16 protein-coding genes are annotated in these 19,438 nt (G+C 68.0%); 10 read left to right on the top strand and 6 right to left on the bottom strand.

Translation table 11 applies throughout. The features are described from left to right. Positions 1-4 precede the first annotated feature (4 nt). The 3 genes from smeC to smeA are packed head-to-tail and all read right to left on the bottom strand — an operon-like array spanning position 5 to position 5,775. The gene (smeC, locus tag AC5P78_RS18500) at positions 5-1,420 is read right to left on the bottom strand and encodes a multidrug efflux transporter outer membrane subunit SmeC (protein WP_099470420.1); all 1,416 of its coding nucleotides are present in this window, start codon (positions 1,418-1,420) and stop codon (positions 5-7) included. Further along, positions 1,417-4,566 (bottom strand): multidrug efflux RND transporter permease subunit SmeB, encoded by a 3,150-nt coding sequence (gene smeB / locus AC5P78_RS18505; protein ID WP_495217320.1) that lies wholly within the window; start codon positions 4,564-4,566, stop codon positions 1,417-1,419. Before smeB ends, smeC begins: the two co-directional genes overlap by 4 nt. Before the next feature lie 12 nt (positions 4,567-4,578). Further along, complete coding sequence (smeA, locus tag AC5P78_RS18510) at positions 4,579-5,775, bottom strand: multidrug efflux RND transporter periplasmic adaptor subunit SmeA (protein ID WP_049397692.1); 1,197 nt, start codon at positions 5,773-5,775, stop codon at positions 4,579-4,581. Positions 5,776-5,893: 118 nt separating this feature from the next. Here smeA and baeS point away from each other — a divergent pair, with 118 nt between their 5' ends. The 10 genes from baeS to AC5P78_RS18560 all read left to right on the top strand — a co-directional run bounded on the left by baeS (position 5,894) and on the right by AC5P78_RS18560 (position 16,481). Continuing rightward, a complete protein-coding gene (gene baeS, locus AC5P78_RS18515) occupies positions 5,894-7,297 on the top strand; it encodes a sensor histidine kinase efflux regulator BaeS (RefSeq protein ID WP_049397691.1) in 1,404 nt (467 codons plus the stop codon). Next, positions 7,294-7,983 (top strand): response regulator, encoded by a 690-nt coding sequence (locus AC5P78_RS18520; RefSeq protein ID WP_012481546.1) that lies wholly within the window; start codon positions 7,294-7,296, stop codon positions 7,981-7,983. The genes baeS and AC5P78_RS18520 overlap by 4 nt, the downstream gene beginning before the upstream one ends. 132 nt (positions 7,984-8,115) lie before the next feature. Continuing rightward, on the top strand, positions 8,116-8,937 hold the full coding sequence (locus AC5P78_RS18525; protein ID WP_005411529.1) for a nucleotidyltransferase domain-containing protein: 822 nt from the start codon (positions 8,116-8,118) through the stop codon (positions 8,935-8,937). Between the two features lie 140 nt (positions 8,938-9,077). Continuing rightward, positions 9,078-9,608, top strand: a complete 531-nt coding sequence (locus AC5P78_RS18530; RefSeq protein ID WP_005411530.1) for a gamma carbonic anhydrase family protein — start codon at positions 9,078-9,080, stop codon at positions 9,606-9,608. Positions 9,609-9,731: 123 nt separating this feature from the next. Then, positions 9,732-10,421 (top strand): RDD family protein, encoded by a 690-nt coding sequence (locus AC5P78_RS18535; RefSeq protein WP_005414811.1) that lies wholly within the window; start codon positions 9,732-9,734, stop codon positions 10,419-10,421. Continuing rightward, a complete protein-coding gene (locus AC5P78_RS18540) occupies positions 10,418-11,410 on the top strand; it encodes a stage II sporulation protein M (protein WP_005411532.1) in 993 nt (330 codons plus the stop codon). Before AC5P78_RS18535 ends, AC5P78_RS18540 begins: the two co-directional genes overlap by 4 nt. Then, entirely contained in the window at positions 11,400-13,022 is a 1,623-nt protein-coding gene (locus AC5P78_RS18545; protein ID WP_323157139.1) for a DUF4129 domain-containing protein, read from the top strand. Before AC5P78_RS18540 ends, AC5P78_RS18545 begins: the two co-directional genes overlap by 11 nt. Further along, positions 13,019-14,203, top strand: coding sequence for a DUF4350 domain-containing protein (locus AC5P78_RS18550; RefSeq protein WP_049397689.1), 1,185 nt, complete (start codon positions 13,019-13,021; stop codon positions 14,201-14,203). Before AC5P78_RS18545 ends, AC5P78_RS18550 begins: the two co-directional genes overlap by 4 nt. Continuing rightward, complete coding sequence (locus AC5P78_RS18555; protein ID WP_005411535.1) at positions 14,200-15,186, top strand: AAA family ATPase; 987 nt, start codon at positions 14,200-14,202, stop codon at positions 15,184-15,186. The genes AC5P78_RS18550 and AC5P78_RS18555 overlap by 4 nt, the downstream gene beginning before the upstream one ends. Next, entirely contained in the window at positions 15,183-16,481 is a 1,299-nt protein-coding gene (locus tag AC5P78_RS18560) for a DUF58 domain-containing protein (RefSeq protein ID WP_049397688.1), read from the top strand. Before AC5P78_RS18555 ends, AC5P78_RS18560 begins: the two co-directional genes overlap by 4 nt. Positions 16,482-16,619: 138 nt before the next feature. On the opposite strand, the gene AC5P78_RS18565 is transcribed toward AC5P78_RS18560, so the two are convergent. Genes AC5P78_RS18565 through AC5P78_RS18575 form a run of 3 tightly spaced genes read right to left on the bottom strand, consistent with a single transcriptional unit; the run spans position 16,620 to position 19,025 of the window. Continuing rightward, entirely contained in the window at positions 16,620-17,267 is a 648-nt protein-coding gene (locus AC5P78_RS18565; protein ID WP_049397687.1) for a hypothetical protein, read from the bottom strand. Next, positions 17,267-18,445, bottom strand: coding sequence for a glutathionylspermidine synthase family protein (locus AC5P78_RS18570; protein WP_049397686.1), 1,179 nt, complete (start codon positions 18,443-18,445; stop codon positions 17,267-17,269). The genes AC5P78_RS18565 and AC5P78_RS18570 overlap by 1 nt, the downstream gene beginning before the upstream one ends. Before the next feature lie 7 nt (positions 18,446-18,452). Then, positions 18,453-19,025, bottom strand: coding sequence for a DUF1190 domain-containing protein (locus AC5P78_RS18575; RefSeq protein ID WP_005411539.1), 573 nt, complete (start codon positions 19,023-19,025; stop codon positions 18,453-18,455). Positions 19,026-19,438: the final 413 nt, after the last annotated feature.

A 19,438-nucleotide genomic window follows, 5' to 3' on the forward strand; every position in this document is an offset into this window, starting at 1 on the left:
CCCGTTACCGCGCGTCCGCGCCACCACCCAACACCTTGAACAACGTCACCCGGTTGCCCGCCTCCTGCTGCTGCAGGGCGATCAGGTCCTGCTGCGCGGCATACAGGCTGCGCTGCGCATCCAACGACTGCAGGTAGCCATCCAGTCCAGTGCGGTAGCGCGCCTCGGCCAAGGTGTAGCTGCGCTGGCTGTCAGCCACCAACGCGCGTTGCGCGTCCAGCTGCGCGGTCAGGTGATCGCGCGTGGCCAGCGCATCGGCCACCTCACTGAAGGCCTGCTGGATCGCCTTCTCGTACTGCGCGATGCCGATGTCCTTGCCGATCTTCGAGGCATCCAGCGAGGCTTTCAGTGCACCGGCATGGAAGATCGGCGCGGTGATGCTGGGCACGAACGACCAGCCACGGGTGCCGGCCGAGAACAGCGTCGACAACGCGGTGGAGCTGTGCCCGTAGTTGGCAGTCAACGTCAGCGTCGGGAAGAATGCAGCGCGCGCGGCACCGATATCGGCGTTGGCTGCCTGCAACGCATGCTCAGCGGACAGCACGTCCGGGCGCTGCAGCAACACGCTGGAGGGCAGGTTGGCGGGCAGCGGTGCCAGCGCGACGCTGCCTTCCAGCACCTGCGTTGTCGGCAGCAGGGCCGGATCCAGCGGCGCCCCCACCAACAGCCGCAATGCATCGCGATCCTTCGCCTGCTGGGCCTGCAGCTTCGCCAGCGCACCGCGCGCGGCTTCCACGCTGGTCTGCACCTGCGACAGGTCCAGGCCCGAGGCCAGCCCCTGTGCATGGCGGGCCTCGGTGCGCTGCAGGGTCTGCTGCTGGCTGTCCAGCGTCTGTTGCGTGAATGCCAGCGACTGCTCGTCGGCCGCCAGCGCCAGCCACGCCGTCGCCACTTCAGCCACCAGGCTGGTGCGCGCGGCGCGCTGGTTCTCGGCGCTGGCCAGCCAGTTCTGCAGCGCCTCGTTCTTCAGGCTGCGGATACGCCCGAACAGGTCCAGCTCCCAGCTGCTGATGCCCACCTGCACGGCATCGGATTCGGTCACCTGGGTGACGCCGGTCTCGCTGTTGGCATCGCTCACCCGCGAACGGGTGACACTGCCGCTGGCATCTACCGACGGCAGCAGTGCCGCGCGCTGGATGCGGTACTGCGCGCGCTCCTTTTCCACCTGCAGCACCGCCACGCGCAGGTCGCGGTTGTTCTGCAGCGCCAGCGCGATGACCTGCTGCAGGCGCGGTTCCAGGAACACGTCGCGCCAGGCCGGCATCGCCAGTGCCGGTTCGGCCTCGCCGGTGCCGGCATTGCCGAACTGTGCCGGCACCGGCGCCTCGGGTCGCTGGTAGTGCGGGGCCATGCTCACGCAGCCGCCCAGCACGGCGGTCATCGTTGCGGCCGCCAGGGCGCGCAGCAGCATCGGCTTCATGGGCTTGTCTCCGGGACAGTGGCGTCGGCCGGCGCGCGGCCCGGGAACAGGCGGCGCACCAGCAGGTAGAACAACGGCACGAAGAACATGCCCAGCACCATCGAGGCAACCGTACCACCGGCCACGCCGGTACCCAGCGAACGGCGCGCAGCCGAACCGGCGCCGGTGGCGAACACCAGCGGCAGTACGCCCATCAGGAACGCCAGCGAGGTCATTACGATCGGCCGCAGCCGCAGATAGACGGCCTGCAGGATCGCTTCGCGGGTGCTCTTGCCCTGCTGTTCGAGGATGCGCGCGAACTCGACGATCAGGATGCCGTTCTTCGCTGCCAGACCAATCGTGGTCAACAGGCCGACCTGGAAGTACACGTCGTTGTTGAGGCCACGCAGGTTCATCATCAGCACGGCGCCGAACATGCCCACCGGCACCGCCAGCATCACCGCGAACGGCACCGCCCAGCTTTCATACAGCGCGGCCAGGCACAGGAACACGAACAGCAGCGAGATGGCGTACAGCATCGGCGCCTGGTTGCCCGACAGCTGTTCCTGGTAGGCCATGTCCGACCAGGCATGGCTGAAGCCTTCCGGCAGCGTGTCGGCCAGGCGCGCGATCTCGGCCATCGCCTCGCCGGAGCTGACGCCCGGTGCCGGCTGGCCGGTGATTTCCATCGCCGAGATGCCGTTGTAGCGCTGCAGTGCGGCCGGCGCGCTGGTCCAATGCGTGCTGATCAACGACGACAGCGGCACCATCTGCCCGGCCTGGTTGCGCACGCTCCAGCGCTCGATGTCCTGCGGCTGCATGCGTGCTTCGGCGGTGCCCTGGATGAACACCTTCTTGATGCGGCCCTTGTAGATGAAGTTGTTGACGAAGTCGCCGCCCAACGCCGCGTTCAAGGTGTCATTGACGTCCTGCGGGTTCACGCCCATCGCCTGCGCCTTGGCGTCGTCCACCTTCACCGCGTATACCGGCGCGTCTTCCAGGCTGGCGTAGCGCACGTTGACCAGCTTCGGGTCCTTGGCGGCTTCCTTCAGCAGCGTGTTGCGCGCGGCCACGGCGGCGGCATGGCCTGCACCGCCTTCGTCCTGCAGTTCCAGGGTGAAGCCACCCGCATCGCCGAGGCCCAGGATGGCCGGTGGCGAGGTGATGAACACCTGCGCATCGGGCACGCTGGCCATCGCCCGCGTCAAGCGTGCGGCGATGGTATCGGCGTCGTCCTTGCGGTCATCCCAGTCCTTCAGCCGGATGAAGGCCTGGCCGACGTTCTGGCCGCTGCCGGTAACACTGAAACCGGCGGTGGCCTGGATCGAGAGCACGCCGTCGTCCTTCACCGCGACGGCACTCAGACGATCCATCACCGCCCGCGTCTGCTCCAGCGTGGAACCGGCCGGCAGCTTCACCAGCGCGTTGAGCATGCCCTGGTCTTCATCGGGCAGGAACGCGCCCGGCAGGTGCCACAGCAACAGGCCGGTGGCCACGCTCAGCACCAGGTAGAACAGCACGCCGAGCGTGCGGCGGCCGAGGAAACGATCCACGCGGTGACGCAGGCCGTTGGAGGTGCGCTCGAAGCGGTGGTTGAACCAGATGAAGAACTTGCCCAGCAGGCTGGGTTCGCCACCGTGGTCGCCATGCGGATGGCCGCCCTTGGGAATCTGGTGCAGGATGCTGCCACACAGTGCCGGGGTGATGGTCATCGCCACCAGCACCGACAGGATCATCGCGGCGGCGATCGTCACCGAGAACTGGCGATAGATCACCCCGGTTACACCGCTGAAGAACGCCATCGGCAGGAACACCGCGGTCAGCACCAGCACGATGCCGACCAGCGCGCCGGTGATCTGGCCCATCGCCTTCAGCGTGGCCGGCTTCGGCGCCAGCCCTTCGAAGGTCATCACCCGCTCCACGTTCTCCACCACCACGATGGCATCGTCCACCAGCAGGCCGATGGCCAGCACCAGTGCGAACATGGTCAGGGTGTTGATCGAATACCCGAATGCAGCCAGCACGCCGAACGTGCCCAGCAGCACCACCGGCACCGCGATGGTCGGGATCAGCGTGGCGCGCCAGTTCTGCAGGAACAGGTACATCACCAGCACCACCAGGATGATCGCTTCGATCAGGGTGATCACCACTTCCTTCAGCGAGATGGTCACGAATGGCGTGGTGGTGAAGGCCACGTGGGCGGTATAGCCATGCGGCCAGTACTTCTGCAGCTGCTGAAGCCGTGCATCGATGGCCTTGGAGACGGCGATCGCGTTGGCACCGGCATTGAGTTCAATGCCCAGCGACGCCGACGGCTTGCCGTTGAAGGTGCTGATGCTGTCGTAGCTTTCCGGCCCGAGGCCGATCGTCGCCACGTCGCCCAGACGCACCACGCTGCCGTTGGCATCGGCCTTGAGCACCACCTGCGCGAACTGCTCGGGCGTGTGCAGGCGGCTGCGCGCGGTTACCGTGGCGTCGAGCTGCTGGCCCTTCAGCGCCGGCTGGCCACCCAGCTCACCGGCGGAGACATCGGTGTTCTGTGCCTGCAGTGCGGTCTCGATGTCCGAGGGCATCAGCGCGTACTGGCGCATCTTCTCCGGATCCAGCCAGATGCGCATGGCGTATTCCTGGCCGATCGGCTGGATGTTGCCGACACCGCTGACGCGGCTGATCTGGTCATCGATGCGCGCTTCCATGAAGTTGGCGACATCGAAGTTGTCCATGCTGCCGTCTTCGCTGGTGAACGACAGCACCTCGAAGATCGAACCACTGGACTTGGTGATGGTCAGGCCGTTCTGCTGCACCGCCTGCGGCAGCGTGGCCATGGCGGCCTGCAGCTGGTTCTGCACCTGCACCTGCGCGGTATCCGGATTGGTACCGGTGGCGAACACCAGGTTGACCTGCGCCGAGCCGTCGGAGGCACTGGTCGAGGTCATGTACATCAGGTGATCGAGGCTTTGCTGGGACTGCTCGATGACCTGGGTGACCGCGTTTTCCACGGTCTGCGACGAGGCGCCGGTGTAGGTGGCGCGGATGGTGATGGTGGGCGGGGCGATCTGCGGGTAGCGGTCCACCGGCAGGATCAGGATCGCGAGCAGGCCGAGCAGGCTGACCGCGATGGCGATCACCCAGGCGAAGATCGGCCGGTCGATGAAGAAACGAACCATGTGGGCCAGGCCTCAGTGCGACTTTTCGTCGGTGTTGCCGTTCGGATCGACCGCCGGCATCGCCGCCAACTGCGCCGTCGTGGCCGCCACCGCTTTCACCTGCTGGCCGAGCGATACCGCGCTGCCGTTGCTGACGATCACCCGTTCGCCAGCCTTGAGGCCGCTGGTGATCTGCCACTGGTTACCGACCACCTGGCCGGTGCTGACGCGGCGCTCGACCACATGATCCTTGGCGTCGAGCAGGCGCAGCAGCGGTTCGCCGCGCTCGTTGCGCACCACCGCCTTCTGCGGCACCAGCAGGGCACGCGCGTCGGTGGCCATCGGCAGCACCGCCTTCAGGTACATGCCCGGCAACAGCAGGCCGTCCGGGTTCGGAATGACCGCGCGCAGCTTCACGTTGCCGGTGCCCGGATCCACTGCGCTGCCGACGAACTCCAACGTGCCTTCATGCGCGTAGGTGCTGCCGTCCTCCAGCAGCACCTTTACCTGTGCCTTGCCATCGATGGCCTTCACCAGGCCCGCATCGAGCTGCTTGCGCAGCGCCAGCATCTGCGTGCTGGACTGGGTGACATCCAGGTACACCGGGTCCAGCCGCTGGATGGTGGTCAGTGCCGTATCCTGGCCGGCCGCGACCAGCGCGCCGGCGGTGACGCTGGAGGTGCCGATGCGGCCGTCGATGGGGGCGGTCACCCGGGTGTAGTCGAGGTTGATGCGGGCAGCCTGCAATGCAGCGCGCGCGGCAATCACGTTGGCCTGCGCCTGCTTCAACGCCGAGGTGGCATCGTCGGCGTCCTGCTTGCTGGCTGCATCCATGCTCACCAGCGCGCGGGTGCGCTCGGCCTTCGGCTGTGCCGACAACACGGTGGCCTCGGCCTGCGCCAGCTGCCCGCGCGCGGTATCGAAGGCCGCCTGGTACGGTGCCGGGTCGACCTGGTACAGCAGCTGCCCTGCCTTGACCTGCTGGCCTTCGGTGAACAACCGCTGGCGGATCAGGCCGCCGACCTGCGGCCGCACCTCGGAGATCTCGAACGGCACGGCACGGCCGGGCAAGGTCTGCTGGAGTGCCAGCGGCTGCGCGCTGGCGATGATGACGCCCACTTCGGGCATGGCCGGGGCATCGGTCCTGCCCGCCGAACAGGCCGCCAGGGCCAGCAGCAGGGGCAACAGCAGGGGACGCGGGGAACGGGACAGCGGGCGCAGGAAGGACATGGGGGGGCGTGGGGGCCTTGCGTTGACCCGTGCACGCTGCCGTGAAACTGTGCAGAGAATATGGAGATTGTGCGACGGGCTCAGCTGGCGCTTGCTTTCGGCGCCGCATGCGCCGCTAATGGCCTTCGCGATGGCGAAGTTCCAACTCAAATTCGGCCTGACCGCGAAGACCTTCCTCGCGATCTTCACCGCCTGCCTGCTGGTGCTGGCAGTGAACGGTATTGCCAGCCGCGTGGCCTTCCAGACCGGCTTCCTGGACTACCTCAACGACCAGGGCGACCTGCGCATGCAGCGGCTGATGCCACACCTGCAGCGCGAGTACCGCGAGCACGGTGGCTGGGAGCATCTGCACGGTGATGGCGACCGCTGGGCGCGGCTGCTGCGCCCGGACCTGGCCCATGGGCACGAAGGACCGGTGCCGTCGCTGTCCGACCAGACCGGCGTGCCGTCGCGCCTGGGCCTGTTCGACGCGCAGCACCGTTTCGTGGCCGGCAACCCCGACGCCACCAGCGATGACGAGCCGCATGCGGTGCAGGTGGACGGGCAGACCGTCGGTTGGCTGGGCATGGTGCCGTTCCAGACTGTCATCGCCACCAACGACCTGAATTTCTACAACACCCAGGTGCGCGCCTGGTGGGTGATCGGCATCGCGCTACTGCTGGTGACGGTACTGCTGGCCTGGCTGGTATCGCGTGCGCTGCGCCAGCGCCTTGCCAAGCTGGCCGCTGCCACCCACCGGTTGGCCGCCGGTGACTACGCCACCCGCATCGAGCGCACCAGTGACGATGAGCTGGACGCGCTGGTCAACGACTTCAACCGGATGGCGCAGGCGCTGGACGATACCGAACGCAACCGCCGCGCCTTCATTGCCGACATCTCGCATGAGCTGCGCACGCCATTGGCCGTGGTGCGCGCCGAGCTGGAGGCGATCGAAGATGGCATCCGTCCGCTGGACCGGGCCAACCTGGTGGGCCTGCAGGGCGAGATCCGCCAGCTGGGCAAGCTGATCGACGACCTGCACGACCTGTCGATGACCCAGTCCGGCGGCCTGGCGTACCGCTTCGCGCCACTGGACATGGTGGCGCTGCTGCGCAGCGAACTCAATGGCATGCGCGTGCGCTTCGCCAATGCAGGCCTGGCGTTGGAAGAAGACCTGCCCGCCACGCCGTTGCAGGTGTCCGGTGACGAACGGCGCCTGCAGCAGGTACTGGCCAACCTGCTGGAAAACGCACTGCGCTACACCCATGCCGGTGGCCGCGTACGCGTGCAGGCAGCGCGCGTGCCTGCCGGCGTGCAGCTGGTCGTGGAAGACACCGCGCCGGGCGTTCCGCCCGACAAGTGTGCACTGCTGTTCGAACGCTTCTACCGCGTGGAAAGTTCGCGCAACCGCGCCAGTGGCGGCAGCGGGCTGGGCCTGGCCATCAGCCACAACATCATCCTCGCCCACCACGGCGTCATCCACGCCGCGCCCTCGCCGCTGGGCGGGCTGCGCGTGGTCATCACCCTGCCGGAGCCTGCATGAGTGCGTCGCCCGCCACGTCCACGAAGATCCTGATCGTCGAGGACGAGCCACGCCTGGCCTCGGTACTGCGCGACTACCTGGCCGCCGCCGGCATGGCCAGCGAGTGGGTGGACGACGGTGGCCAGGTGATCGACGCGTTCGTGCGCTACCAGCCCGACCTGGTGCTGCTGGACCTGATGCTGCCGCAGCGCGACGGCGTGGACCTGTGCCGCGAACTGCGTGCCAGCAGCGATGTACCGGTCATCATGGTCACCGCACGGGTGGAAGAGATCGACCGCCTGCTGGGCCTGGAGATCGGCGCCGACGACTACATCTGCAAGCCGTTCAGTCCGCGCGAAGTGGTCGCGCGGGTGATGGCGGTGCTGCGCCGCTACCGCCCGGACCCGGGTGCGCGCGCCAACGGTGGCCTGCACATCGACGAGCCGGCCGCACGCGCCACCTGGAACGGCAAGGGCCTGGATCTGACGCCGGTGGAGTACCGCCTGCTGCGCACGCTGCTGGCCACCCCAGGCCGGATCTGGGCGCGCGATGAACTGCTCGACCGGCTGTACCTGGACCATCGCGTGGTGGTCGACCGCACCGTCGACAGCCATGTGCGCAACCTGCGCCGCAAGCTGGCCGACGCCGGCATGGAAGGCGAGCCGATCCGTTCGGTGTACGGCATGGGCTACAGCTACGAGCCCTAGCCGGTAGTGCCGGCCGCTGGCCGGCAACCGCAGAATTCCAAGTGCGCCCGTGAGCTTGCCGGCCAGCGGCCGGCACTACCGGTGCGCACTTGCGTTACAGTCGAGCACGCTCGACATTACGAACACAACTGCATGGACGACATCCACCCGATCGCGCCGGACAAGCGCGCCGCCATCCTTTCCACCCTGGCTGACATCGAACAGCGCTACGACGTACGCGTGCTGCTGGCCTGCGAGTCGGGCAGCCGCGGCTGGGGCTTTTCCTCGCCCGACAGCGACTACGACGCGCGCTTCATCTACGTGCATCGCCAGCCTTGGTATCTCAGCGTCAACGAGAGCACCGGTCCCGGCGAAGCGCAGCGCGATGTGATCGAACTGCCGATCGACGATGAGCTCGACGTGAGCGGCTGGGACCTGCGCAAGGCACTGCGACTGGTTTCAAAATCCAATCCGACCCTGATCGAGTGGCTGCGCTCGCCGATCGTCTACCAGCAGGATCAGGCGGCGGTGTCACAGTTGTGGGAAGCAGCGAAAGCGTTCCATTCGCCGCTGGGCACGTGGTGGCACTACTTCAACATGGCGCGCTCGAACCATCGCGGCTACCTGCGTGGCGAAACGGTGCGCACCAAGAAGTACCTGTACGTGCTGCGCCCACTGCTGGCCTGCCAGTGGATAGAGCACGAACAGACACCCCCGCCGATGGCCTTTGAGGATCTGCTGGACCGGCTGCTGCCAGACGGTGCGGTGCGTGAAGTCATCGATGCCCTGCTGGCGGTCAAACGGGCCAGCGCCGAGGTCGCCGCCGGGCCGCGCATTGCGGCGATCAGCGACTACATCGATCGTGAACTGGCCATCCGGACTGCGCAGGCGCCACAGCTGCCCGCCGGACGAGGTGATGCTGCGTGGCTGGATGAGCTGTTCCGGCAGATGCTGGCCGAGCACGCGCCTGCATGAAGAGCCGCACCTGCCGCTGGTAGTGCCGGCCGCTGGCCGGCAACCACGGAAATCCAGGCGTGCCGCGCGGTTGCCGGCCAGCGGCCGGCACTACCACACGGGTATCATCGTCGCGAACGCCCTGATTTCCGGAGACCCCGATGAACCCGCTGCGCCCCTTCCGCGACAAGATGCCCATCCTCGGCGAGCGCGTGTACATCGACCCGTCGTGCACGATCATCGGCGACGTGGAACTGGGCGACGACGTGTCGGTGTGGCCGGGCACGGTCATCCGCGGTGACGTCAATTACGTACGCATCGGTGCACGCACCAACGTGCAGGACGGCACCATCATCCACGTCAGCCACCACAGCCCGTACAACAAGGCCGGCTACCCGACCCTGATCGGCGAAGGCGTGACCGTCGGCCACGGCTGCATCATCCACGCCTGCACGATCGGCGATTACAGCCTGATCGGCATGGGCGCCTGCATCCTCGACGGTGCCCGCGTGGAGCGCCATGGCTTCGTCGGCGCCGGTGCGGTGATCGGCCCCGGCAAGGTGGTGGGCGAAGGCGAGCTGTGGGTCGGCAACCCTGCCCGGCCGGCACGCACGCTGAGCGACAAGGAGATCGAGTCGCTGCACTATTCGGCCGACCACTACGTGCGGCTGAAGGACGAATACCGGGGCTGAGCAGCCAACGCTGCCGCGCGGCTCTGCTAAAGTCTGGGCCCGACCAGGACCTGTCGAGACCCCCATGCCTGTGGTTGCCAGCCGGAGAGGACTCCGGCGCCCACAACGAAGGCCACCGCGCTGATGGCCGCACCGATGCTCGATACCTACCGTGAGGTGGTGACGCCGGAGGGTGTGCTGCTTCAGTTGCCGGTAGCCGGACCGCTGCCGCGGGCCATGGCCTGGCTGGTCGATCTTGGCGTGCGCATCGCGGTACTGGTGCTGATGGCGATTCCGCTGGCGGTGCTGGACGAATTCGGCTCCGGCCTCAACCTGGTGCTGATGTTCCTGGTCTACTGGGTCTACCCGATCGTGTGCGAGGCGCTGTGGGGCCGTACCCTGGGCAAGCGCGCGCTGGGCCTGCGCGTGCTGTCCCGCGATGGCGCGCCCGTGGGCTGGATGGCGGCGATCACCCGCAACCTGCTGCGCACGGTGGACATGCTGCCGTTCGGCTATGCACTGGGCCTGGTCAGCAGCCTGTTCGATCCGCACGGCCGCCGCCTCGGCGACCTGGTGGCCGGCACCGTGGTGGTGCACGCGCCTGTGCTGTACCTGCCGCCGCCACCTACCATCGACAGCGTGCTGGCCCCGCCGCAGCCACTGCGGCCGGAGGAACAGGCCGCGCTGATGGCCTTCGCCGAGCGCGCGCCACGGCTGTCGGCGGCCCGCCAGCAGGAGCTGGCCGGCATTGCCGAGCCCCTGACCGGTACCCACGGCCAGGTCGCCGTGCTGCGCCTGTACGCCATGGCCAACTGGCTGCTGGGGCGGCGATGAAACAGGAACAGTTCGTCGCCCGCTACCAGCAGGAATGGCAGGAGCTGGAACAGTGGCTGCTGCTGCGTGCCGGCGCCTCGCGCCGCGCGCGCCGCAAGGCCAGCGGCCTGGCACTGGACGATACCGCCGTCCCGCAGCGCTACCGGCGCCTGTGCCAGCAGCTGGCGCTGGCCCGCGAGCGCGGTTACAGCCCGCAGCTGGTCCAGCGCCTGCAGCAGCTGATGCAGCAGGGCCACAGTGTGCTGTACCGCACACGGCCGACGCGCTGGCGCGCCGCGCTGGAATTCCTGGTGGCCGACTTCCCGCTGCTCGTGCGCAGCCAGGCACGCAGCATGTGGGTGGCGCTGGCGATGTTCGCGCTGCCGGCAATCGCCTGCTTCGTGCTTGTACAGGTCTACCCGGACCTGATCCATACGTTGATGGACAACCGCCAGATCGCCGCGATGGAGCGCATGTACGACCCTGCCGCCGAACGACTGGGCCGCGACAGCGGTACCGACTGGATGATGTTCGGCCACTACATCCTCAACAACATCAGCATTGCCCTGCGCACCTTCGCCAGCGGCCTGCTGGCCGGGCTGGGTACGCTGCTGGTGCTGCTGTTCAACGGCGTCACCATCGGCGCGGTGGCCGGCCACCTGCAGCACATCGGACACGGTGGACCATTCTGGCGCTTCGTGGCCGGCCATGGCGCGTTCGAGCTGACCGCGATCGTGATCGCCGGCGGTGCCGGCCTGCAGCTGGGCATGAAGCTGCTGGCACCGGGCCGGCGCAGCCGCCTGGACGCGCTGGTCGACGGTGGCCGCATCGGTGCGCGGCTGTGCCTGGGCGTGGCGTTCATGCTGCTGGTCGCAGCCTTCATCGAAGCGTTCTGGTCGTCGATCGCCGAAGTCCCCGCATGGACCAAGTTCGGCGTCGCCGGAGTGCTCTGGGCCGGCGTGCTGCTGTGGCTATGGCGTGGCGGGCGTGGAGGCGGCCATGCGCATTGACCGTCTGGACGTGGTGCTGCGTGCACGCAGCGGCTGGGAAGCGATGGAGCTGGGCAGTGCCCTCGCCCGCCGCCATGCGCGCGCCGTGTGGGGCAGCTGGCTGCTGGCCAGTGCTCCGTTGTTCGTGATCTTCAACGGGCTGGGATGGTGGCTGGATGCCTTCGGTTGGGCCTGGCTGGCGATGTGGTGGTGCAAGCCACTGTTCGAGCGTGCGCCGCTGTATGTGCTGTCGCGCGGCATCTTCGGCGAACCGGTCAGCACACTTTCGGCCCTGCGTGCGCAGCGCCACTGGGGCAACACTGGTTCCTGGGGCTACCTGGGCTGGCGTCGCTTCAGCGTGCTGCGCAGCCTGTGCCTGCCGGTGAACCTGCTGGAAGGCAACGCACCGGGTCAGCGCGGTCCACGCCGCCGTGCGGTGGCTGCCGGCGCCGCAGGTGCGGCGACAGTGCTGACCGTGACCTGCATGGCGTTCGAAGCGGTGCTGGTATCTGGTGCCATCGGTGCAGTGTTCATGTTCATGCCACTGGACCTGATGTCCGAATCCTGGCGTGCGGCGTGGGACATGATCGGCAAGGACACGCCGGCATGGGCACGCTTCGGTTTCAATCTGGCCTACTGGCTGGCCTCGGCGCTGATCGGCCCGTTCTTCGTCGGTGCGGGCTTTGGCCTGTACTTGAACCGGCGTACGCAGATGGAAGCCTGGGACGTCGAAATCGCCCTGCGCCGCCTGCGCGATCGCCTGCTGCCGGCGGCATCGACGCTGGCGCTGCTGCTGTGCCTGGCACTGCCACTGGTCTCCGCCCCGGTGCACGCGCAGGTCGCAGATGCCGAGCCCGAACGTGCCATGGGCAAGCCCAACGACCATGGCATCGACGCCGAGGAAGGAAACGAAGCACCGACCATCGACCCGGCCGACACGCCGGCAACGATCTTCGGTGGCACGCCGGTGGACACCGCCGGTTTCCGTCAAGCGGTTAACCGCGCCTATGAGGACCCGCTGCAGCGCCCGACCCGCGAGGTCACCCGCTGGAAGCCGATCGAGCAGGCCGAGGAAAAAAAGAAGGAAGACAAGCAGCTGCAGCGTGACACCAACAGCAAAGGTGAACGCAAAGCGCGCAGGGACGGCATCGCTTGGCTGGCACGGCTGGCCGAATGGGGCCTGTGGGGCCTGCTCGGCATCCTGCTGCTGGTGCTGCTGCTGACCGCGCGGCTGTGGCTGCCATGGCTGCGTGGCAGTGGCCGGCGCAAGGCCGACGCTGCACCGGAGGTGCTGGAGGAACAGGTGGAGTTGCCGGTGGTGCTGCCGCCGGACGTGGCCACCCAGGCTGGCCTGCTCTGGGACCAGGGCCGGCCGCGGCAGGCGCTGGCCCTGCTGTACCGCGCCAGTGTGCGCACGGTGGGCGAGCGCAGCGGTATCGCGCTTCCACCCGGTGCCACCGAAGCGCAATGCCTGCGCGCGTCGCGGCGCATGCCCGAGGCCAGCGACCGTGACCTATTCGCGCGCATCGTGCGCATGTGGCAGTACGCCGCCTACGGTGGCCGCCTGCCCAGCCGCGCCGATTTCGATGCATTGGCCGATACCCTGCGCCAGCAGTACGGGTGGCAGGCATGAGTCCGCGCCTGTTCTGGTCGCTGCTGCTCGGTGCATTGGTGCTGTTCGGTGTACCGCTGACCATCCTCTACCTGCGCACGCACGAACGGGTGACCGAGACGATCCGGCTGCCGCCACAGGGCGAAGCCGCCTACAACCCGCTGTACGTACTCGGCCAGGCGCTGCGCGCCGATGGCATTGACGTGCACTCGCGGCCACGGCTGGAACTGCAGCAGATGGCACTGGGGCCGAACGATACGGTGGTGCTGCTGCAGGACAGCAGCGAACTGCCGCCGCCCGTTGCCAGCGCGCTGCTGGACTGGGTCGACGGTGGCGGCCACCTGCTGGTACGTACACCGCCGCCGGCCGAGGACGATGCCGGCAGCACGCAGGGCCCCTTGCTGGACCGGCTGGGCGTGGACAGCCTGTTCCAGCGCAGCGACTGCCAGCCGTTCCATGTCGACGACGATCCTGGCCACGTCGAATTCTGCGGTGGCCGTCGCTTCACCCTGGGTTTTGCCGCCAGTGCGCAGGCCGAACGTCGCTGGGGCACGGATCGCGACCTGGTGTTCGCGCGCCTGCGCCATGGCCAGGGCAAGGTGAGCGTGCTGGCCGACATGGAGTTCATGCGCAGCGAGGTGGACTCACCGGCGGCGCGCCTGGCCTCCGCAGGGGGCAAGGCCAGCGACGGCCTGCACGACGCGTCGCATCGCGACCTGACCCGCTACCTGCTCGATCCGAACTACGGCAAGGGTGCGGTCTGGCTGGTCTATGCCAGCCGCCCGCCGTCGCTGTGGTCGCGCATGTTCTATCAGGGTTGGCCGCTGTGGGCACCGTTGCTGCTGGCCCTGCTGGGTTGGCTGTGGGGCCGCTCGCAGCGCTTCGGCAGCCTGCTGCCGTCGCCGGTTCTGGAACGCCGTTCGCTGCTGGAGCACGTGCGCGCCAGTGGTGAACTGCTGCTGCGTTTCGGCCACGGCGCGCGCCTGTACGAGGCCGTACTCGCCCTGTTCCTGCACCGCCTGCGCCTGCGCGCACCGATTGCCGCCGCACTGGATGGTGCGCCGCGCGATCAGGCCATCGCCGAGCTGCTGAAGTGGCCGCAAGGCCGCGTTGCCAGCGCGCTCACGCCCCCTCCGCCGCACGATTCCTCCGCCCTGCGCGAGCGCATCCGCTTGCTGCTCCAGATGAGATCCCTGCTATGACCGAAGTCCCCGAGCTGCCGGCGGCCGCCAACGCCCGCCTGATCGAACGCGTCGATGCCATCCGCGATGCCGTCGGCCACGCCTTCATCGGCCAGGCTGATGTGCTGGACCAGATCCTGGTGGCCCTGCTGGCCGGTGGCCACGTGCTGATCGAGGGCGTGCCCGGGCTGGGCAAGACCCTGCTGGTGCGCGCGCTGGCACAGGCCCTGGAACTGGATTACGGCCGCGTGCAGTTCACCCCCGACCTGATGCCCAGCGACGTCAGTGGCCACGCGGTGTACGACCCGAAGAGCGAGAGCTTCAAGATCCGTCGCGGCCCGGTGTTCACCAACCTGCTGCTGGCCGACGAGATCAACCGCGCACCGGCCAAGACCCAGTCGGCGCTGCTGGAAGTGATGCAGGAAGGCCAGGTGACCATCGAAGGCAAGGCCTTCACCCTGGCGCCGCCGTTCATGGCGCTGGCCACGCAGAACCCGCTGGAGCAGGAAGGCACCTACCCGCTGCCCGAAGCACAGCTGGACCGCTTCCTGCTGAAGGTGCTGATCGACTACCCGCAGCTGGAGGACGAGAAGCGCATGGTGACCGCGATCACCAGCGGCCGCGCCGCCAGCGATTTCGACCTGAGCCAGGTGCCGCGCGTGCTCGGTGCCGGCGAACTGCTGGAACTGCAACGTGCCACGGCGGCGATCACCGTCGATGACGAAGTGATCGACTACGCGGTGCGGATTGTGGCGGCCACGAGGCAGTGGCCGGGTATCGCGGTCGGCGCTGGCCCGCGTGGCAGCATCGCGCTGGTACGTGCCTCGCGCGCGCAGGCGGTGTTGGCCGGCCGTGACTTCGTCACCCCCGACGACGTGCGCGACATCGCGCGCCCCGCGCTGCGCCATCGCATCGCGCTGGCACCGGAACTGCAGATCGAAGGCCAGGACGCCGACGACGTGCTGGGTGCACTGCTGGCCAAGGTGGAAGCACCGCGCCGATGAGGCCGGCCCCGCTGCTGCTGGCGCTGCTGCTGGCCTGGGCCGCCCTGGGTGGCCTGGTGCTGGGCGGCCTGCTGCCGCGCTGGAGCTGGGCGCTGGCGGCGGTGGCGATTGCCGTGCCAGCGTTGATGGATCTGTGGCGGCAGACGCGGCGTCCATCGCCGCAGATCCAGCGTGAGCTGCCCGAAGCGCTGGCACTGGGCGTGCGCCGCGAGGCCGCGCTGCGGCTGCAGGCGGACGCATCGATGACGGTGCAGGTGTTCGACCTGGTCCCCGGCGGCTGGCCGCTGGAGTCGCTGCCGCAGCGCGTGCGCCTGAAGCCCGGCAGCGCGTCCACCCTGCACTACCACCTGCAGCCGCTGCAGCGCGGGCGCTTCCGCTTCGACGGCGTGCACCTGCGCATGCGCTCGCCATGGCGGCTGTGGTGGCAGCAACGCACGCTGCCTCCCGTGCTGGACGTGCGGGTCTATCCGAACTTCGTACCGCTCACTCGCTTCGCCCTGTTCAGTGCCGACCAGGCCTCGCGGCTGGTCGGCGCACACGTGAAGCGCCGCCGTGGTGAAGGCACCGACTTCCACCAGATGCGCGAGTACCGCATCGGCGACAGCCTGCGCCAGCTGGACTGGAAGGCCACCGCGCGTGCGCGCAAGCTGGTCTCGCGCGAGTACCAGGACGAGAAGAACCAGCAGCTGCTGCTGATGCTCGACAGTGGCCGCCGCATGCTGGCCAGCGAAGGCGGGCTCTCGCACTTCGATCATGCATTGAACGCCTCTCTGGTGGTGGCCTACCTGGCGCTGCGCCAGGGCGATGCTGCCGGCCTGTTCGCCACCGGTGGCGAGCGCCGCTGGGTGGCACCGCAGCGTGGCATGGGCACGGTCGAGCACCTGCTGCGTGCCAGCTACGATCTGCAGCCGCGCGCGGTGGCCACCGACTACCTGGCCGCCGCCACCGAAGTGTCGCTGCGCCAGCGCCGGCGCGCGCTGGTGATGCTGGTCAGCAACGTGCGCGACGAAGACATCGAGGATCTGCTGGCGGCGGTGCGCCTGCTGCAGAAACGCCACCTGGTGTGCGTGGCCAGCCTGCGCGAGCGCGAACTGGATGCTGTCCTCGATGAAGAGGTGCAGTCGCTGGAGGACGCGGCACAGGCCGGCGCCGCGGCGCTGTACCTGCAGCAGCGCGCGAAAGCGCATGAAGCGCTGCGCAGCGAGAAGGTGATGGTGCTGGACGTGACCGCCGACGCCCTGCCCGGTGCACTGGTGGAGCGCTATCTGGCGGTGAAGCGCGAAGGGTTGCTCTGATACCGGGAGCGGTTGCCGGCCAGCGGCCGGCACTACCGACACATCGCTCTGGTAGGTGCCAACCTTGGTTGGCACGAAACCCACAGCGCCGACCAGGGTCGGCATCTACCAGCAACGGTTGCCGGCCAGCGGCCGGCACTACCCCTGCAGCAATCGCCGCTGCAATCGCTCCACCGCGCGCTGCAGCAACACCCGGTTGCGGGCCAGCTTCATCCACTGCGGCAGGCGCGAGAACATGGATCGGTGATGGCCGCGGCTTTCGCGCAATGTCGCGCTCGCGTACTCGTGCAATGCGTGCAGATGTTCAGCGTTATAGGCCCAGAGCAGGCCTGCGCGGGTCTGTTCGACCAGGCACAGCGGCAATCCGAAGTGCGGATCGGTAGGCTCGGCATCACGCAATGGACGCACCGAGACCGAAACATCGGTACTGCGATCACATTGCGCACATCGAGCAGCGAAGGACGCCGGTGCAGGAACGCCAGCGGGAACCCGACGACGCACGTGCAGCCACTGATGCCCACAGAATCCACAAGGTTGGCGGCCCAGCATGTAGACCGCACCGACCCAGTCACCACTGTCCAGTGCAGAACTGCAGCCGGTGCAGCGGAATCGCGCGGTCCACCGGTAAGGTTCCCAGCTGGCGACCACCCAGCCGGGGGTGTCGCAGCGATGGCAACGCACCGCGACACGGTCCGCGAAGGCCTGCAGGCTGCGCCCGTCATCGAAGTGCCGGCCAGGCACGGGCGAAGAACGCCCATGCCGGCCAGGCCAACGCCGCACCGCCATCAGACGTAGATCCGCGTCGGCGCCTCGTCAACGATCGCATGCGGCACGAAGCGCGCACTGTCACGGGTGATCGCGCTGTCGTCTTCGCGGATGCCGATGCCGCAGGCGTGGTCACCCACCACCCAGCTGCCGATCAGCGGATAGCCGCCTTCGAAGCGGGTGAGCGGATGGGCGCGCTGGATGATCGCCGGGCCATCGTAGGGACCGTCGCTGCGCTGGGTGCTGCCATCGGCCAGATGCATCTCGATGTTCGCGCCTTCGCGCGAGAACAGCGGCTTGCGCACCCAGCCCGACGCCAGCGTGCTGCCGTCATCGAAATGCGCTTCCAGCAGGTTCGGATGGCCCACGTTGCGCTGCCACAGCAGCGGCAGGATGCCCTTGTTGCTCAACACCGCCTTCCACGCCGGCTCCAGCAGCTGAACGCCCGAGCCGGGCAGCGCGCGGCCGAATTCCTCGGCCATCAGGTCTTCCAGCGGATACAGCTTGAACAGCGTGCCGATCACCGAATCGTCCAGCGCGGTGAAGCGGCCGTCCTCGGACAGGCCAATGTCCTCGATGGCGATGGCCTGGCCATGCAGGCCGGCCTGCGATGCACAGTCGCGCAGATAGTCGACGGTGCCGCGGTCTTCTTCGGAGCTGCCCACGGCACTGAAGTACAGCGGCGGCGGCAGCTGCGTGGCCAGTTCGCCGAAACGCTCGACCAGCGCTTCGTGAATCGCGTTGAACTGGTCGGCGTGCTGCGGCAGGCGACCGGCGTTGCGCTGGTCTTCCAGCCACTGCCATTGGAAGAAGCTGGCCTCGAACAGCGAGGTCGGCGTGTCGTAGTTCAGTTCGTACAGCTTGGCCGGGCCAGTACCGTCGTAGGCCAGGTCCAGGCGACCGTACAGATGCGGCTGGCGCTGGCGCCAGCTGTCGGCGATCCAGTCGCGGTAATGCGACGGAATCGCCAGCTGGTCCATCAAGCGTTCGCTGGCGATGACATCGCCGACCAGGTCCAGCGCCATCTGGTGCAGCTCGGCGCTGGGGTCTTCGATGTCCTGCTCGATCTGGCGCAGGGTGAACGCGTAGTACGCGCTTTCGTCCCAGTACGGCTGGCCGTCGATGGTGTGGAAGCGGAAACCTGCCTCTTCCGCGCGCGCCCGCCATTGGGCACGCTCGGCAATCCGGATGCGCTGCATGGGTCGATCAGCCGCCGTAGCTGCCGCTGCTGCTGCGACGCGCGCTGGTGTTGCCGAAGCCACCACGGCTGGCAGTGACCGCACGGTTCGGTTCGCTGGTGACCGGGGCCAGGCCGGCCTTGCCCGCGCCGATGCCGCTGGCGGTGTTCAGGCCACCAGTGCCACCCGGTGCCGGGCGCGCCCAACCCGCATTCTTGTCCTGGTAGGCCGGCGCCGATGCCGGTGCCTGCGGTGCCAGGCCTCCGCGGTTGCTCAGCATCTGCGACATGAAGAAGCCCATCATCATCGGGCCGATGAACGAGGTACCGGCCGAGGTGTGCTGCTGCACGCACTGCTCCGGCTTGTAATCCTTCTCGCAGGCTTCCCTGCTGGCGTACTTCGGCGCCGCATCGGCGGCCTGCTTCTGCGCTTCGGCGAAGGCATTGCGGCACGACGACGGATCGCCGGTGGCCTCGGTGCAGGCCTCGACCGACGTGTACAGGCCTTCCTGCACCTTCACCTCCGGCTCCTTCTGGCAGGCGGTGAACAGCAGCGGCGCGGCGCTCATCAGCAGCAGCGCGGTGGTGCGGGAACGTTTCATGGCCTCATGCCCTGTCGACGGATCAATGCCCCAATGATGCCAAATCCGGACCAGCAACCGGAATCGGCAAAGTCCGAAAGATGAACGGACTTTCATTTTCGTCGCTCCAATCAGGAATCGGGGGTCAGAGCCCGTCGCGCAGCAACGGGATCCGACCCCGTCAGATCGCAGGAAACTGTCGAAGGCGGGGTGGGTCCGGTTGCGGGGGCGTGAGCGCCATGGATGGCGCGACCGAGGCTACATGGACGTACTTGCGCCGTCCCCCGCAGCCGGACCCACCCCGCCATCCCACGGATAGCCCAGCTGTTGCTGTTGAGGTTGCCGGCCAGCGGCCGGCACTACCCCGGGTGCAGGGCGCAGCCCTGCCGCTCTCTCCCCGGTGGTTGCAGCAGCAACCGAAAAAATTGGCCATG

The sequence above is a fragment of the Stenotrophomonas sp. YJH_SMC_133 genome, assembly GCF_059370655.1.